The sequence below is a fragment of the Mycobacterium sp. E796 genome (assembly GCF_001672815.1).
Taxonomy (GTDB): domain Bacteria; phylum Actinomycetota; class Actinomycetes; order Mycobacteriales; family Mycobacteriaceae; genus Mycobacterium.
On sequence record NZ_LZKK01000069.1, the window covers coordinates 1 to 16,845 of the forward strand.

Sequence of the window (16,845 nt, forward strand, 5' to 3'; positions counted from 1 at the left end):
CTGCACCACGACATAGACGGCAAGCAACGCCAGCGGGATCAGACCGAAGAGCAGCAGGCCCGGGCGCTGGAATCCGTACAGGGGCAGTGGGCCGATGCCGGGAAGCGACACCTGCGCCAGTAAAGAGCAGTCTCGGTGGCCCGTCAAACGCGACGCGTTTCGCGGCCTACTCCCGCCTTACTCCCGCCGCAGCCGCCCGTCGACGAACTGCTCCAACTTCTCCCACTCGCGCACGGCGGCCGCGTACGGGGGTGTGGGCTTGGCGACCGAGTCCGGCTCCAGCACGTGGCCCACCAGCTTGCCCAGCGGCCGGGCGGTGTCCAGCGCCTTGTCCACCGTGCTCTCCTCCGAGTAGTCGCCGATGTCGCGGAGCAACTCGACGGCCAGGTCGAGCTGGTCGCGGTCCACGGCGTCGGGTCCCTCGGCGAAGTCGTCGGCCAGCCCGCTCAGCACGTAGATGTTCTCGTCGGTGATGTCCACCGCCAGCGAGCCGTCTGTCGCGGCCGTGCGGATGTCGTCGTAGGTGCTCAGGTCGGCCAGGTCGTGGTCGTGCTCGTCGGCGAGGTAGCGGGCCAGCGCCCGCTCCGAGCCGAACACGCTGATCCGGCCGTTGCGGCCCAGGAAGATCGGCCGGTCGTCCAGGTAGCAGCGCAGTGTGTAGAACGTGCCGGAGCTGGTGATGATGCGGATCGGGTCGATACCGACCTGGACCCAGAAGTCCTCGTCGCCGCCGAGCACGACGGTGTCGCCGGGCGCGCGGGTCTCCTCCTCGGCCTCCTCTGGCTCTTCCTCTTCGACCTCTTCGTCTTCGGCCGCTTCCGTGTCGTCGTCCTGGTCCTGGTCCTCGTCCTGGACGGCTTCCTCCTCGTCGGCCGCCGCCTCCTCTTCCTCGGGCTCTTCGCGCTCCTCGGCCAGCTCCTCGGCGGCCTTGGCCGACGCGTCCTCGTCGACCTCGGGCGTGCTGATTATCTCCTCGATCGACGCGAGCACGTCGTCCCAGCTGCGGCCGATCACCTCGGCGATCGCGTTCCAGCGCTTCTGGCCCGCCTTGCCGGTGAAGGTGTCGATGCCGCCGGCCACCGTGCCCAGGTTGGGGTTGCCGTTGAAGAACTTCGACACCGGCGCCAGCTCGCACACCGATCCAATCGACGACACGATCGCGAGCACGCCCGCGAGCGCGTTCACCGACTCCTCGGTCGGCTTCTCCGACACCAGTTCCTCGACGACGACCAGATCGAACTGCCGGTCCTCGCCCGGTTCGAACGTGTGCGCGTGCGCCGACGTCAGGTCCGCCCAGCCAGGGTGGTCCGTCAGGTCGTTGTCGGCGCCCGAGCGCACGAACGCGACCAGGTCGGCGACGGAGGAGAAGGCGTACAGGTCCTCGTCCTTGCCCAGGAACGCCTCCCACTCGTCTCCGGCGTCGCGCCAGCGGGGCGCCCACACCGTGTAGCGGTCACCGGCGGACAGGCTCAGGCGGATCGGCACGAGGTCAGCAGCCATGCGGCACACAATAGCGACGGGCGGCGCGGCCACCCGGCCCCGGGCTAGCCCGCCCAGATGGTCGCGATCGGCGCGGCGCCGGCCGCGTAACCGGTCTTCGGCAGCCCGTACATCTGCTCCAGCGTGGACAGCACGCTGTAGTGGTTGATCTGCTCGTTGTAGTTGCCCGGCTGCACGTGCGCGCCGTAGATCACGGTCGGGATCTGGTTGCGAGGGCCGCCGTCGTCCTCGTCCCACGTCACGATCAGCAGGCTGTTGTTGGCCACCGCCCAGTTGGCGTAGCCGGACAGCTCGCGGCTCAGCCACGCGTCGGCCTGCGCGATCGAGCCGTCGTGCATGTTGTCGTCGTTGTTGGGAATGACGAACGACACCGTCGGCAGGGCGGCGTAGTTGCCCATCGGGAAGGCCGAGAACGGCAGCGAGTTGGCGGCCGGCACATTGCTGAAGTTGGCCCACGGCACGTGCTTTCGCGCGTACTTGCCGGCGCTGCACACCGTCGAACCCGGCGCGGGCAGGCCCTCGGCGTAACCGACGAAGCTGTACCCGGCGGCCAGCAGTTCGGAGGCCAGGTTCGGGGTGGCGCCGCCGTCGACCGGGCACGAGTCCTTGGTCACGCCAAGGGTGCTGCCGGCGAACAGCGCCAGGTAGTTGGGCTCGCTGGGATGCGCCTCGGCGAACGACTGCACCATGTTCGCCCCGCCCGCGGCCAGCGCGTTGATGAACGGCGCGGACTTGTTGCCGATGATGGTGGTCGCCGCGCGGTTCTCTTCCACCACGATCACCACGTGCGCGGGCTGGGGCAGCGCGGCCGCCGCGAGCTCTACCCGGGGCGCCGACGGGATGATCGCCAGCCCCGCCAACGCCGCCGCGCCGAGAAGGCCTTTGATTGCGCTCAGCACGCCGGGAGTATATGAGCGGATCGGCCCGCCCGACGGCGCCGAGCGAGCGTGTCGGCGTTGCTACTCGCAATCGTTATATAGGGTCAAATCCCATGGACGTGCGCGTCATTGATCATCCGCTGGCCCTGTCCCGGCTGACGACGCTGCGCGACGAACGCACCGACAACGCACACTTCCGGGCCGGGTTGCGGGAGCTGACCGCGATGCTGGTTTACGAGGCCACCCGCGACGCCGCCCGCGAGACCTTTCCCATCCGCACGCCGCTGGCGGAGACGGTCGGGGTGCGGCTGGCCGACCCGCCCCTGCTGGTGCCGGTGCTGCGCGCGGGCCTGGGCATGCTCGAGCGCGCCCTGGAGCTGCTTCCCGAGGCGCGGGTGGGCTTCGTCGGCGTGGCCCGCGACGAGGAAACCCATTGCGCGACGGGATATCTCGAGTCGCTGCCGGACGACCTGACCGGCGCGCCGGTGATCGTGTTGGACCCGATGCTGGCCACCGGCGGGTCGATGTGCCACACGATCGAGCTGCTGCAGCGGCGCGGCGTGTCGGACATCACCGCGCTGTGCGCGGTGGCCGCGCCGGAAGGCGTTGCGGCGCTTGAGAAAGCGGCGCCGAGCGCGCGGCTCTTCACGGTGGCCGTCGATGACCGCCTCAACGAGATCGCCTACATCGTGCCGGGCCTCGGCGACGCCGGCGATCGCCAATTCGGACCCCGCTAGCCTGGCTCACCAGCCGCGCACGTCCGAGACCAGCTCGTCGCGCAGCGCCCGGGCCCGGGCGCGCGCCGAGGCCAGGTCGTCCGTCGGTGCGCAGCGAATCTCCGCGTAGCACTTCAACTTCGGTTCGGTGCCCGACGGGCGCACCACCACCCGCGCCGAGGTTTGCCCGTCGCCGCCGGTGAAGATCAGCGCGTCGGTGATGTCGGTGAATGTGGCGGCGAAGCCGGCCAGCCGGGCCGGCGGCGCCGCCCGCAGCCGCCGCATCAGCTCGGTGGCCTCGCCGGCGTCGGCGACGCGGCGCGACACCGCGGAGACGTCGTGCACGCCGTGACGGCGGGCGAGGTCGTCGAGCGCGTCGGGCACCGAGCGGCCCTGGTCCTTCAGCGCGGCCACCAGGTCGCACACCAACACCGCCGCGCTGATGCCGTCCTTGTCGCGCACGGCATCCGGGTCGACGCAGTGGCCGATCGCCTCCTCGTAGGCGTACACCAGCCTGCCGCCCGGGACGCCCGAATCGGCGCGCGCCAGCCACTTGAAGCCGGTAGGGGTCTCGACGTGGGTAGCGCCGTGTTCGGCGGCGATCGCCGCCAGCATCCGCGACGACACCACGGTGCTGGCCACCACCGCCCTGCCGGGCTTCTCGTGGGACAGGATGTAATCGCCCAGCAGCCAACCGGTTTCGTCGCCGGACAGCATCCGCCAACCCGACGGGCCGGGGATGCCGACGGCGCAGCGGTCGGCGTCGGGATCCAGCGCGATCGCGACGTCGGCGCGGGTGTCTTCCGCCAGCGCGAGCAGCGCGTCGGTGGCCCCGGGCTCCTCGGGGTTGGGGAACGCGACGGTGGGAAAGTCCGGGTCCGGCGCGAACTGGGCCCCGACCGTGTGCACCTGGTCGAATCCCGCCCGGCGCAACGCCTCCACCGCCACCGCGCCGCCCACGCCGTGCAGCGGCGTCAGCGCGACCCGCACCGACCCGGCGCCGCGGCGCACCGCGGCCGCCCGCTCGAGGTATCGCTCGACGAGATCGGTGTGGGCGGGTTCCACGGCGCGCCTGGCGATCTGGTCGGCCGGGGGAGCCGCGGCCATCGCGGCCTCGATCCGGCGGTCGGTGGGCGAGACGATCTGGATGCCGCCCTCGAAGTACACCTTGTAGCCGTTGTCGGCCGGTGGGTTGTGCGACGCCGTGATCTGCACGCCGGCGGCCGCGCCGGTGCGGCGCACCGCGAACGCGACCACCGGCGTCGGCACCGGTCCCGGCAGTTGCAGCACCGAAAAACCTTCGGCGGCAAGCACTTCGGCGGTCACGGTGGCGAACACCGCCGAGCCGTGCCGGGCGTCGCGGCCGACGATCACCACACCGTGCTCGCCGAGCACGCGGGCCAGCGCCCACGTCGCGCGCGACACCACCGCGACGTTCATCGCGTCGGGCCCGCCGCGGACCGGCCCGCGCAGCCCCGCGGTGCCGAACGCGAGCGGATGGGCGAACCGCGCGGCCAGCTCGTCGGGATCCAGGGCGGCGAGCTCGGCGGCCGTTGTCGGGTCGGGATCGTGGGCGATCCACTCCTCCGGCGTCATGTCGTCACAGCCGGGATACGACGTCGGCCAGCAGCGCGCCCATCCGACTGGCCGAGGCGGTCCCGGCGGCCAGCACCTCGTTGTGGCTCAACGGTTCTCCGGAGATTCCCGCGGCCAGGTTGGTCACCAGCGACACCCCCAGCACCTCGGCGCCGGCCGCGCGGGCGGCGATGGTCTCGTGCACCGTCGACATGCCGACCAGGTCGGCGCCCAGCACCCGCAGCATCCGGATCTCCGCGGGCGTCTCGTAGTTCGGCCCGGGCAGGCCGGCGTAGACGCCTTCGGTCAGCTCCGGGTCGGCGGCGCGGGCGAGCTCGCGCAACCGCGGCGCGTAGGCGTCGGTCATGTCCACGAACTGCGGGCCGGCCAGCGGTGAGCGTGCCGTGAGGTTCAGGTGGTCGCTGATCAGCACCGGCTGACCGACCGCCATGTCGGGGCGCAGCGCGCCGGCCGCGTTGGTGAGCACCACGGTGCGCACGCCCGCCGCGCAGGCCGCGCGTACCGCGTGCACGACGTGGCACAGGTCGTGCCCCTCGTAGGCGTGGACGCGACCGACCAGCACCAGCACCCGGTGCGCGCCAATGCGCACCGACAACAGCTCACCGGTGTGCCCGGTGGCGGTTGGCGGCGCGAACCCGGGCAGCTCGGCCTGGGCCAGCGAGACGGTCGGCGGGCCGAGCGCGGCCACTGCCGGCCGCCATCCCGAGCCGAGGACGATGGCGACGTCGTGCTCGGGGACCCCGGTGCGCTCGGCGATGGCCCGCGCCGCCCGCTGTGCGAGCTCGTCGGGATCGGGCAGGGGTTCGGCCACAGTCGGCGAGCTTATCCCGGCGTATGTGAGGATCTGCCGTATGCGTCGTCGTGGGTGGTCGAATTTTCCTCTGGTGGTTGCCGTTGCGGTGTCGGCGGTCGTGATCGTGTGCGGCGGGGCGCCGGCGGCGGCGGCCGATCCGTGTCCCGATGTCCAACTGATCTTTGCCCGCGGCACCGCCGAGCCGCCCGGCCTGGGGGCGGTGGGCGACGCGCTGTTCGCCGCGCTGCAGCCGGCCCTCGGGGCGCGCCACGTCGATGCGTATCCGGTGAACTATCCGGCCAGCTACAACTTCCTGACGACGGCCGACGGCGCCAACGACGCTCGCGACCACATCGCGCAGATGGCCCAGCAGTGCCCCGCGACGCGGCTGGTGCTCGGCGGCTTCTCGCAGGGCGCCGCGGCGGTGTCCATGCTGGCGGGGGTCCCGCCCCTTGGCGAGCGCATCGGCAACTTCGGATCGGCTCCGGCGCTGGATCCCGCCCTGGCCGACAAGGTGCGGGCGGTCGCGGTGTTCGGCAATCCCGGCAACCGCTTCAACACGCCCCTGTCGTCGACGGGCGCGTGGGCCGGTCGCGCCATCGACCTGTGCAGCGACGGTGACCCGGTCTGCGTCGTCGGCGGTCGCGACCGCGACGCCCACCACGCGTACGAAGTGCCGCCGTACCCCGGCGAGGCGGCGGGGTTCATCGCCGGGCTGGTGTAGCCGCTACAGGCCCAGGAGGTTGCGCAGCGCGTTGACGCCCGAGGCGAAGGCCGACGGCGTCCCGGTCACGGCGCCGTTGATCCCCGCGTTGAAGAAGCCCGAGACGTAGTCGCCGGTGTTGCCGACGCCGGAGGCGAAGTCGCCGGCGTTGTTGAAGCCTGAGCTACCGGTGCCGAGGTTGCCGAAACCCGAACTGGCGCCGCTCCCGGTGAACAGGTTGCCCGCGCCGGTGTTCAGGTCGCCGGAGTTGAACAGGCCCGTGTTGACGCTGCCGGAGTTGAAGATGCCGGTGTTGTAGTTGCCCGCGTTGAACGCGCCGGTGCAGTAGTCACCCGAGTTGAAGAACCCCGTGTCGCTCGATCCCGAGTTGAACAGCCCCGCGGTCAGCGCTCCCGAATTGCCCACGCCCCAGTTGAATTGGCCCGAGTTGCCGATGCCGATGTTGCCGGTGCCCGAGTTGAAGAAGCCGATGTTGTTGGTGCCCGAGTTGCCGAACCCGATGTTGCCGAGACCGGAATTCAGGCCGCCGAAACCGATCTGGTGGTCGCCGGTGAGTCCGATGCCGATGTTGCCGGTGCCCGTGTTGCCGAAGCCGAAGTTCCCCGAGCCCAGGTTGCCGAGGCCGAAGTTGTTGCTGCCGAGGTTGCCGAAGCCCAGGTTGTAGCCGCCGTTGTTGCCGAAGCCCAGGTTGAAGCCGCCGGTGTTGCCGCTGCCGAAGTTGAAGCTGCCGATGTTGCCGCTGCCCAGGTCCCAGTGGCCGAAGTTGCCGCTGCCCAGGTTCACGTTGCCGATGTTGCCGCTGCCCAGGTTGAGCTCACCCAGGTTGCCGCTGCCCAGGTTCCAGGACTGCGAGTTCCCGATGCCCAGGGTGATCAGGTGCGAGTTGCCGATGCCCGCGAAATTGATGCCGGGCAGGGCTTCCAGGGGCTTGAAGATGTTTTGTTCGATGAACTCCAGCGGGCCGGACGCCGCCAGCTGGGTCGCCGCGGCGGACGCGCCGGCGTGATAGTCGACCATCGCGGCCACGTCCTGGGCCCACATCTGCTCGTACTCGGCCTCGGTGGCCGCGATCGCGGGGGCGTTCTGGCCGAACAGGTTCGACATCACCAGGGACACCAGGTCGCTGCGGTTGGACGCGACCATCACCGGGTGCACCGTCGCCGCCAGCGAGGACTCGAACACCGCGGCGACGGCCTGGGCCTGCGCCGACGCGTTCTGCGCCTGGGTGGCGGCCGCGCTCAGGAAGCCGGCGTAGGGGGTGGCCGCCGCCATCATCGCCGCCGCCGCCGGGCCCTGCCACGCCTGGCCGGTCAGCTCGGAGGTCACGGACGCGAACGACGACGCCGCCGACGCGAGCTCGGAGGCCAGGCCGTCCCAGGCGGCCGCGGCCTCTAGCATGGGTGCCGACCCCGCTCCGACGAACATCCGCAACGAGTTGATCTCGGGGGGCAACACCAAAAAACTCATCAGTGGGTTCCTTCTGCTTCCGACCACATTTTTGACTGGACGTCATATAGATAGCAGAATTACATACTTTAAGTCCAGTTGTGGGTCCAAAACTGGTGAAACGGTTTGGTTTCACGGAGCGGCTCGGGGCGGTGAGATACTGCGAAGATGCCCGCTCGCTCGTTAGACGACCCGCTGGACAGCGTCGAGGACGTCGTGCGACGACGGGGCGCCGACCTCGTCGAGTTGTCCCACGCCATCCATGCCGAGCCGGAGCTCGCGTTCGCCGAACACCGCAGCTGCGCCAAGGCCCAGGCGCTGGTCGCCGAGCGCGGTTTCGAGATCACCGCCTCCGCGGGCGGCCTGGACACCGCCTTCCGCGCCGACTTCGGCAGCGGACCGCTGACCGTCGGGGTGTGCGCGGAGTACGACGCGCTGCCCGAGATCGGGCACGCGTGCGGGCACAACATCATCGCGGCGTCGGCGGTGGGCACCGCGCTGGCGCTGGCCGAGGTGGCCGACGACCTGGGCCTGCGGGTCGCGCTGATCGGCACCCCCGCCGAGGAGGCCGGCGGCGGCAAGGCGCTGCTGCTGCGCGCCGGGGTGTTCGACGACGTCGCGGCGGCGGTGATGCTGCATCCCGGGCCCGCCGACATCGCGGCGGCCCGCTCGCTCGCGCTGTCGGAAGCGACCGTGCACTACCGTGGCAAGGAATCCCATGCTGCCGTAGCGCCGCATCAAGGGGTCAACGCCGCCGACGCCGTGACCGTCGCGCAGGTGGCCGTCGGGCTGTTGCGGCAGCAACTGGCGCCCGGCCAACTGGTGCACGGGATCGTCACCGACGGTGGTCAGGCGGTCAATGTCATCCCCGGGCACGCGGCGCTGCAGTATGCGATGCGGGCGGTCGAGTCGGATTCGCTGAGACAGCTGGAGGGCAGGATGTACGCGTGTTTCGCGGCGGGCGCGCTGGCCACCGGCTGCGAGTACGAAATCGACAATCCGGCGCCCGCGTACGACGAACTCAAGCCCGACGAGTGGCTGTCCGACGTCTTCCGGGAGGAGATGCGCCGGCTCGGGCGCGAGCCGGTGGCCCGCGAGTACGAGGCGGCGTTGCCCATGGGCAGCACCGACATGGGCAACGTGACGCAGGTCCTCCCGGGCATCCATCCGGTGGTCGCGGTGGACGCCGGCGGCGCCACCGTGCACCAGCGCGCCTTCGCGGCGGCGGCCGCCGGCCCAAGCGCCGACCGCGCCGTCGTCGACGGCGCGATCATGTTGGCGCGCACGGTGGTTCAGCTCGCCCAGGCTCCCGAACAGCGCGACCGGGTGCTGGCCGCGCAGGAGCGCAGACCCGGCGGGGCGCGCGCGTGAGCCTCGTCGACACCGCCGAATCGTGGTTGGCCGCGCACCACCAGGACCTGGTGGAGTGGCGCCGGCACATCCATCGCTACCCGGAGTTGGGCCGGCAGGAGTTCGCCACCACCCAGTTCGTCGCCGAGCGGCTGGTCGACGCGGGGCTGAAGCCGAAGCTGCTGCCCGGGACGGGGCTGATCTGCGACATGGGCCCCGAGCACGAGCCGAGGATCGCGTTGCGGGCCGACATGGACGCGCTGCCGATGGCCGAGCTGACCGGGGCGCCGTACGCGTCGACGATGCCCAACGTCGCGCACGCCTGCGGGCACGACGCGCACACCGCGATCCTGCTGGGTACGGCGCTGGCGCTGAGCTCCGTGCCGGAGCTGCCCGTCGGGGTGCGGCTGATCTTCCAGGCCGCCGAGGAGTTGATGCCGGGCGGGGCGATCGACGCCATCGCCGCCGGGGCGCTGTCCGGGGTGTCGCGGATCTTCGCCCTGCACTGCGATCCGCGCCTCGAGGTCGGCAAGATCGCGGTCCGGCAGGGCCCGATCACCTCGGCGGCCGACCAGATGGAGATCACGCTGTATTCGCCCGGCGGGCACACGTCGCGCCCGCACCTGACCGCCGACCTGGTCTACGGCCTGGGCACGCTGATCACCGGGCTGCCGGGGGTGCTGTCGCGCCGCATCGATCCGCGCAACAGCACGGTGCTGGTGTGGGGCGCGGTCAACGCGGGCGTTGCCCCCAACGCGATCCCGCAAACCGGCGTGCTGGCCGGCACCGTGCGCACCGCGAGCCGCCAGACGTGGATCGCGCTCGAGGAGGTCATCCGCGAGACCGTGTCCGCGCTGCTGTCCCCGCTGGCGATCGAGCACGCGCTGCAATACCGCCGCGGCGTGCCGCCGGTGGTCAACGAGGACATCTCCACGCGGATCCTGACCCACGCGATCGAGGCCGTCGGCCCCGACGCGCTGGCCGACACCCGCCAGTCCGGCGGTGGTGAGGATTTCTCCTGGTATCTCGAGGAGATTCCCGGCGCGATGGCCCGGCTGGGGGTGTGGTCGGGCGAGGGACTGCAGCTGGACCTGCACCAGCCGACCTTCGACCTCGACGAGCGGGCCCTGGCGATCGGGCTGCGGGTGATGGTCAACATCGTCGAGCAGGCGGCCCTGTTCTAGGCGCGGCCGAGGCTCGCGGGAGAAAGTTCTAGGCGCTGGTCCCCGGGCCGATGTTGTGCGCCGGGCGGGTCCGCAGATCGTGCACGTAATCCTCTGGCGCGCCGGCGATTTCGGCCGCGTCGGCCATCACGCCGAGGTAGCGCGCCGACGGCAGGCCGCCCTCCCAGGCGTCCAGCACGTACAGCCACGCCAGCACGGGGTCGGTGGTGGTGTCCGACGAGATGCGCTCCACCCGGCAGCGGATTTTCTTGTGGACGCCGAACTCCGAGCCCTCCCACCGATCGAGGTTCGTCTCGTCCGCCGGCGTCATGTCGTAGAGCACCACGAATACCTTCGATTGTGGGTCCTCGACGATCGTCGCCAGGGCCCCTTCCCAGCCGATGTCCTCCCCGCCGAACGTCAACCGCCACCCGTGCAGCCAGCCAGTTCCGGCCATCGGCGAGTGCGGCGCGCGCTTGAGCATCTGCTCGGGATCCATGTTCGACCCGTACGCGGCGTAGATCGGCACGGGGAAAGCTTAGACGTCGCATGCTCGCGCGGTATTCACCCGAGCGATTCGCGGGGTCCCGGCTGCCCCGTTAGGTTAGGACCTGTGGTGACCCGCATTGTCATCCTCGGGGGAGGGCCGGCCGGTTACGAAGCCGCGCTGGTCGCCGCCACCTCCCATCCGGACACGACGCACGTCACCGTGATCGACTCCGAGGGCGTCGGCGGGGCGGCCGTGCTCGACGACTGTGTGCCGTCCAAGACGTTCATCGCCTCCACCGGGCTGCGCACCGAACTGCGCCGCGCGCCCCGGCTGGGCTTCGACATCGACTTCGAGGACGCCAAGATCTCGTTGCCGCAGATCCACGCCCGGGTCAAACGCCTCGCCACCGAGCAGTCGGCCGACATCATGGCCCAGCTGCTCAGCGTGGGCGTCGAGGTGGTCGCGGGCCGCGGCGAGCTCGTCGACCCCGCGCCCGGCCTGGCCAAGCACCGCATCAAGGCCACCGCCGCAGACGGCAGCACCAGCGAGCACGAGGCCGACGTCGTGCTCATCGCCACCGGCGCCAGCCCCCGGATCATGCCGACGGCCCAGCCCGACGGCGAACGCATCCTGACCTGGCGTCAGCTCTACGACCTGGACGCGCTGCCCGAGCACCTGGTCGTGGTGGGCTCCGGCGTGACCGGCGCCGAATTCGTGCACGCCTACACCGAGTTGGGGGTGCGCGTGTCGGTGGCGGCCAGCCGCGACCGGGTGCTGCCGTACGAGGACGCCGACGCGGCGCTGGTGCTGGAAGAGTCGTTCGCCGAACGCGGGGTGCAGCTGTTCAAGAACGCGCGCGCCGAGTCGGTCACCCGCACCGAGGCCGGGGTGCTGGTCAAGATGACGGATGGGCGCACCGTCGAGGGCAGCCACGCCCTGATGACCATCGGATCGGTTCCCAACACCAGCGGCCTGGGCCTGGAGCGCGTCGGCATCGAGCTCGGGCAGGGGAATTACCTGACCGTGGACCGGGTTTCGCGCACCTCGGTGCCGGGGATCTACGCCGCGGGCGACTGCACCGGGCTGTTGCTGCTGGCGTCGGTGGCCGCGATGCAGGGGCGGATCGCGATGTATCACGCGCTGGGGGAGGGCGTCAGCCCGATCCGGTTGCGCACGGTTGCCGCGACGGTGTTCACCAGGCCCGAGATCGCCGCGGTCGGGGTGCCGCAATCGATGATCGACGACGGTTCGGTGTCGGCGCGCACCATCATGCTGCCGCTGCGGACCAACGCGCGCGCCAAGATGTCGGGCCTGCGGCAGGGCTTCGTCAAGATCTTCTGCCGGCGGTCCACCGGCGTGGTGATCGGCGGCGTGGTGGTGGCGCCGATCGCCTCCGAGCTGATCCTGCCGATCGCCGTCGCGGTGACCAACCGCATCACCGTCAACGAGTTGGCGCAGACGCTGGCCGTTTACCCCTCGCTGTCCGGCTCGATCACCGAGGCGGCGCGCCGGCTGATGGCCCACGACGATCTGGACTAAGCCGACCTTGAGGGGCCGGACCAACTAGCCTGGGTACAGCACAGCTACCGACGAGTAACCGGACAGGAGTCCCCGCAGTGACCGACCCAATCGACGCGCTGGGCCCGCAGCACCGCACCGTCGCCTGGGAGCGGCTGGGCGCCGAGCAGTTCGATGTGGTGGTCATCGGCGGCGGCGTGGTGGGCTCGGGGTGCGCGCTGGACGCCGCCACGCGCGGGCTCAAGGTGGCGCTGGTCGAGGCGCGCGATTTCGCCTCGGGTACGTCGAGCCGCTCGTCAAAGATGTTCCACGGCGGCCTGCGGTACCTCGAGCAGCTCGAGTTCGGCCTCGTCCGCGAGGCGCTGCACGAGCGCGAGCTGTCGCTGACCAAGCTCGCGCCGCATCTGGTCAAGCCGATGCCGTTTCTGTTCCCGCTGACCCATCGGGTCTGGGAACGTCCCTACACCGCCGCCGGCATCTTCCTCTACGACCGCCTGGGCGGCGCGAAATCCGTCCCGGCGCAAAAGCATTTGACCCGTGCCGGCGCGTTGCGGCTGAGCCCGGGCCTCAAGCGCACGTCGTTGATCGGCGGGATCCGCTACTACGACACCGTCGTCGACGACGCCCGCCACACCATGACGGTCGCGCGCACCGCCGCCCACTACGGCGCGGTGGTGCGGTCCTCCACCCAGGTGGTCGCGCTGCTGCGCGAGGGCGACCGGGTGACCGGCGTGCGGGTCCGCGACTCCGAGGACGGCTCGATCACCGAGGTCCGCGGCCACGTCGTCGTCAACGCCACCGGGGTGTGGACCGACGAGATTCAGGCGCTGTCCAAGCAGCGCGGGCGGTTTCACGTCCGCGCGTCCAAGGGCGTGCACGTCGTGGTGCCGCGCGACCGGATCGTCAGCGACGTCGCGATCATCCTGCGCACCGAGAAATCGGTGATGTTCGTCATACCGTGGGGCAGCCACTGGATCATCGGAACCACCGACACCGACTGGAATCTCGACCTCGCCCATCCCGCGGCCACCAAGGCCGACATCGACTACATCCTCGGGACCGTCAACACCGTGCTGGCCACACCGCTGACGCACGCCGACATCGACGGCGTGTACGCGGGCCTGCGGCCGCTGCTGGCCGGCGAGAGCGAGGAGACGTCCAAGCTGTCCCGCGAGCACGCCGTGGCGGTGCCCGCGCCCGGCCTGGTCGCGATCGCCGGCGGCAAGTACACCACCTACCGGGTGATGGCCGCCGATGCGATCGACGCCGCGGCCCAGTTCGTTCCTGCCCGGGTGGCCCCGTCGATCACCCAGAAGGTCAGCCTGCTCGGCGCCGACGGCTACTTCGCGCTGGTCAACCAGGTCGAACACGTCGGCACGCTGAAGGGCCTGCACCCGTACCGGGTGCGCCACCTGCTGGACCGCTACGGGTCGCTGATCGGCGAGGTCCTGGAGCTTGCGGCCGAGTCTCCCGACCTGCTCAGCCCGATCAAGGAGGCGCCCGGCTACCTGAGGGTCGAGGCCCTCTACGCCGTCACCGCCGAGGGGGCCCTGCACCTGGAGGACGTCCTCGCGCGCCGGATGCGCATCTCCATCGAGTACTCGCACCGCGGCGTCGACTGCGCCCGCGAAGTGGCCGACGTGGTGGCGCCCGTGCTGGGGTGGTCCGCCGCGGACGTCGACCGCGAGGTCGCCAACTACACCGCGCGGGTGGAGGCCGAAATTCTGTCGCAGGCGCAGCCCGACGACGTGTCGGCGGACGAATTGCGGGCCAGCGCGCCCGAGGCGCGCGCCGAGATCCTCGAGCCGGTACCGCTCAGTTGAGTCCCCGTTGAGGCCCTGTTGAGGCCGGCGCCCCTTCCCGTGCGCGACGGGCTCGGCCCGGCCCGGGTGCGGCTGCGCGGCGGTCCGGTGCTGGCCGAGCTGACCACCCGGTTCGGCGCGCCGGCCAGCCAGGTTGTCGACGCCGACGGCACCCCGGTCGACGAGACGACTGTGCTGCCCGCGGGTTCTTTCGTCTACCTCTATCGCGAGCTGCGCGACGAGGTGCCGGTGCCCTTCGAGATTCCGGTGCTGCATCAAGACGACGACATCGTCGTCGTCGACAAGCCGCATTTTCTGGCCACCATGCCTCGCGGCCGGCACGTGGCGCAGACGGCGCTGGTGCGGCTGCGCCGCGAACTGGGGTTGCCCGAGCTGAGTCCGGCGCATCGGCTCGACCGGCTGACGGCCGGAGTGCTGCTGTTCACGACCCGGCGCGAGGTGCGCGGCGCCTACCAGACGATGTTTTCCCGAGGTTTGGTTCGCAAGGTTTATTTGGCGCGCGCCGCCGTCGACCCCGCGTTGGTGCTGCCGCGGGTGGTGCGCAACCGAATCGTCAAGCGCCGCGGCGTTTTGCAGGCCTTCTGCGAGCCCGGTGCGCCGAACGCGGAGACGTTGGTGGAGCTGTTGGCCGACGGCGTGTACCGGCTGACGCCGCGCACCGGACGCACCCATCAGCTGCGGGTGCACATGGCCTCGCTGGGCGTGCCGATCGAGGGTGATCCGTTGTACCCCAACGTCATTGACGTGGCACCCGACGACTTCAGCGCGCCGCTGCGGTTGCTGGCGCAGCGCATCGAGTTCGACGACCCGCGCTCCGGTGTGCGCCGCGAGTTCGTCAGCCGGCGGCCGGGCCCGTAGCCGCAAGAATTTCGCATGCGCCCGTCGCTAGCCTGCCGTCATGCACACACTGAAGAAGGCCATTTCCGGGGCGCTCCTATCGGGCGGCCTCGCCGCGGCGGGCGTCGGTCTGGCCGGAGGTGCGGCCGTGGCCCAACCCGCCCCGGCGCCGCTCAACCACTTCACCTGGTGCCCGGGCCACCCGGATCCGAACGACCACATGTCGCCTGGAGGCCCGATCGCCGCCATGCAGCGGGAGGGGTGGGACTTGAACGTCTGCCACGACTATTGGTATCCCGCGGCCGGATTCCCGGATAGCCCGCAGCACAACGACATTGTCGAGGGGGATCACGTGCCGCGCGGGCCGGCGTGCGCGCCGCTGTGCGCGCCCTGGCCGTAACGGGCGTTTCGTCCTTGTCTCCCGCAATGACCGGCTTGTCCCCGGGCCCGGCTATACTCGAACACATGTTCGATGAAGCGGCTCGTGCCGAGGTGATTGCCCGGTTCGACGAGATGATCGAGCGGCGCTATCCGTCGACGACGCGCGAGTCGGCGGCGCTGCTGGATGAGATCGGTGCGTTTGCGCGGGTGGAAAACCGGGCCGCGGCGGCGCAGTTGGAGGCGATCGGTGACTTGTTCCGCTATCGGCTGTCGCGGTGTTCGGAGAGCGAGGACTGGGCGATCGACACCATGGAGGCGGTCGCCGCGGAGGTAGGGGCGGCGTTGCGGATCAGCCAGGGGCTGGCCGCTAGCCGGCTGCGCTATGCCCGGGCGATGCGTGAGCGGCTGTCCTTGGTGGGGGAGGTGTTTCGAGCTGGGGAGATCGATTTCCGGTTGTTTCAGACGATCGTGTATCGCACCGATTTGATCGAGGATCCCGAGGTGTTGGCGAGGGTGGATGCGCAGTTGGCGGCCAATGTGGCGCGCTGGCCGTCGATGACGCAGGGCCGGTTGGCCGCGCAGGTGGATCGGATCGTGGCCAAAGCCGATCGGGACGCGGTGCGCCGGCGTGCCAAGGCCCAGCGCGATCGGGAGGTGTGGGTCGGCCCGGATCTGGACGGGCGCGCGGAGATCGGCGGGGTCCTGCTCAGCCCCGACGCCCATGCGCTGGACAAGCGGCTCAACGGGTTGGCGGCCACTGTGTGCCCGCATGATCCCCGCACCCGCGAGCAGCGCCGCGCTGATGCGTTGGGGGCGTTAGCGGCCGGGGCGGATCGGCTGGGCTGTCGGTGCGGGCGCCCGGACTGCGCGGCGGGGAAACGCCCGGCCGCGGGCCCGGTGGTGATTCATGTGATCGCCGAGCAGGCCGCCCTGGACGGCAGCGGCGCGGCGGGGTTGGAGGTGGGCGCTGATGGGCTGATTACCCCCGAACTGCTCGCCGAGTTGGCGAAATCGGCCAAGCTCCTGCCGTTGGTGCACCCCGGCGACGCGCCCCCGGAGGACGGGTATGTGCCGTCGAAGGCATTGGCTGATTTCGTGCGCTGCCGCGATCTGACGTGTCGCTGGCCGGGCTGTGATGCCCCGGCCGTCGGCTGCGATTTGGATCATACGATCCCCTACGCGCAGGGCGGGCCGACGCACGCGTCCAACCTGAAGTGTTATTGCCGCCTGCATCATTTGATCAAGACCTTCTTCGGCTGGACCGAACAGCAGCTGCCTGACGGGACGCTGATCTTGACGTCTCCGGCCGGGCACACCTATGTCACCACCCCGGGCAGTGCGCTGCTGTTCCCGAGTTTGTGTCGCGGGGTCGGCGGCGTCTTCCCGGCCGCCGAGGCCGACCCGCCCGTCGAGTACTGCGACCAACGCGCCGCGATGATGCCCAAACGCCGCCGCACCCGCGCCCAAGACCGCGCCCACCGGGTGGCCACCGAACGCCGCCACAACCGCCAAGCCCGGCTGGCCCGAAAATCGGAGAACCGCGACTACTTCGCCCTGCCCACCGACGTGGTCGAGGAACCCGGGCGCGGCGTCACCGCCACCGTCGGCGATCGGCGCATCCAGGTCGGCA

General features: G+C 70.7%; 15 protein-coding genes. 9 read left to right on the forward strand and 6 right to left on the reverse strand.

Translation table 11 applies throughout. The features are described 5' to 3' along the window. Positions 1-177: 177 nt before the first annotated feature. Positions 178-1,500 (reverse strand): primosomal protein, encoded by a 1,323-nt coding sequence (locus A5706_RS06395; protein ID WP_068128330.1) that lies wholly within the window; start codon positions 1,498-1,500, stop codon positions 178-180. 44 nt (positions 1,501-1,544) lie between these two features. Next, on the reverse strand, positions 1,545-2,399 hold the full coding sequence (locus A5706_RS06400) for an alkaline phosphatase family protein (RefSeq protein ID WP_369831808.1): 855 nt from the start codon (positions 2,397-2,399) through the stop codon (positions 1,545-1,547). Positions 2,400-2,491: 92 nt separating this feature from the next. Here A5706_RS06400 and upp point away from each other — a divergent pair, with 92 nt between their 5' ends. Then, positions 2,492-3,115, forward strand: coding sequence for a uracil phosphoribosyltransferase (gene upp / locus A5706_RS06405; RefSeq protein WP_068128331.1), 624 nt, complete (start codon positions 2,492-2,494; stop codon positions 3,113-3,115). 6 nt (positions 3,116-3,121) lie between these two features. Here upp and A5706_RS06410 read toward each other — a convergent pair whose 3' ends face one another. Together A5706_RS06410 and A5706_RS06415 are read right to left on the reverse strand one after the other, a co-directional pair. Then, on the reverse strand, positions 3,122-4,690 hold the full coding sequence (locus A5706_RS06410; RefSeq protein ID WP_068128332.1) for a phospho-sugar mutase: 1,569 nt from the start codon (positions 4,688-4,690) through the stop codon (positions 3,122-3,124). A 4-nt stretch (positions 4,691-4,694) separates the two neighbouring features. After that, positions 4,695-5,501, reverse strand: a complete 807-nt coding sequence (locus A5706_RS06415; protein WP_068128335.1) for a purine-nucleoside phosphorylase — start codon at positions 5,499-5,501, stop codon at positions 4,695-4,697. Between the two features lie 88 nt (positions 5,502-5,589). On the opposite strand from A5706_RS06415, the gene A5706_RS06420 reads away from it, so the two are divergent. Beyond that, positions 5,590-6,207: a cutinase family protein gene (locus A5706_RS06420; protein WP_197517763.1), complete on the forward strand. Its 618-nt coding sequence runs from the start codon at positions 5,590-5,592 to the stop codon at positions 6,205-6,207. Positions 6,208-6,210: 3 nt separating this feature from the next. Here A5706_RS06420 and A5706_RS06425 read toward each other — a convergent pair whose 3' ends face one another. Next, entirely contained in the window at positions 6,211-7,674 is a 1,464-nt protein-coding gene (locus tag A5706_RS06425; RefSeq protein WP_068128339.1) for a PPE family protein, read from the reverse strand. A gap of 147 nt (positions 7,675-7,821) precedes the next feature. Here A5706_RS06425 and A5706_RS06430 point away from each other — a divergent pair, with 147 nt between their 5' ends. Further along, a complete protein-coding gene (locus A5706_RS06430; protein ID WP_068128340.1) occupies positions 7,822-9,024 on the forward strand; it encodes a M20 family metallopeptidase in 1,203 nt (400 codons plus the stop codon). Beyond that, positions 9,021-10,187: a M20 family metallopeptidase gene (locus A5706_RS06435; protein WP_068128342.1), complete on the forward strand. Its 1,167-nt coding sequence runs from the start codon at positions 9,021-9,023 to the stop codon at positions 10,185-10,187. The genes A5706_RS06430 and A5706_RS06435 overlap by 4 nt, the downstream gene beginning before the upstream one ends. Positions 10,188-10,215: 28 nt before the next feature. Here the strand turns inward: A5706_RS06435 and A5706_RS06440 are convergent, their stop codons facing one another. Continuing rightward, positions 10,216-10,695: a gamma-glutamylcyclotransferase gene (locus tag A5706_RS06440; RefSeq protein ID WP_068128343.1), complete on the reverse strand. Its 480-nt coding sequence runs from the start codon at positions 10,693-10,695 to the stop codon at positions 10,216-10,218. 84 nt (positions 10,696-10,779) lie between these two features. On the opposite strand from A5706_RS06440, the gene A5706_RS06445 reads away from it, so the two are divergent. The 5 genes from A5706_RS06445 to A5706_RS06465 all read left to right on the forward strand — a co-directional run. After that, positions 10,780-12,195 (forward strand): NAD(P)H-quinone dehydrogenase, encoded by a 1,416-nt coding sequence (locus A5706_RS06445; RefSeq protein WP_068128345.1) that lies wholly within the window; start codon positions 10,780-10,782, stop codon positions 12,193-12,195. A 77-nt stretch (positions 12,196-12,272) separates the two neighbouring features. Beyond that, positions 12,273-13,997, forward strand: coding sequence for a glycerol-3-phosphate dehydrogenase/oxidase (locus tag A5706_RS06450; RefSeq protein WP_068128346.1), 1,725 nt, complete (start codon positions 12,273-12,275; stop codon positions 13,995-13,997). Positions 13,998-14,015: 18 nt separating this feature from the next. Beyond that, positions 14,016-14,855: a pseudouridine synthase gene (locus A5706_RS06455; protein ID WP_082964219.1), complete on the forward strand. Its 840-nt coding sequence runs from the start codon at positions 14,016-14,018 to the stop codon at positions 14,853-14,855. Between the two features lie 40 nt (positions 14,856-14,895). Continuing rightward, positions 14,896-15,234: a hypothetical protein gene (locus A5706_RS06460; RefSeq protein ID WP_068128350.1), complete on the forward strand. Its 339-nt coding sequence runs from the start codon at positions 14,896-14,898 to the stop codon at positions 15,232-15,234. 65 nt (positions 15,235-15,299) lie between these two features. Continuing rightward, the coding region (locus tag A5706_RS06465; RefSeq protein WP_082964220.1) for an HNH endonuclease signature motif containing protein at positions 15,300-16,845 on the forward strand (1,546 nt) is incomplete at its 3' end.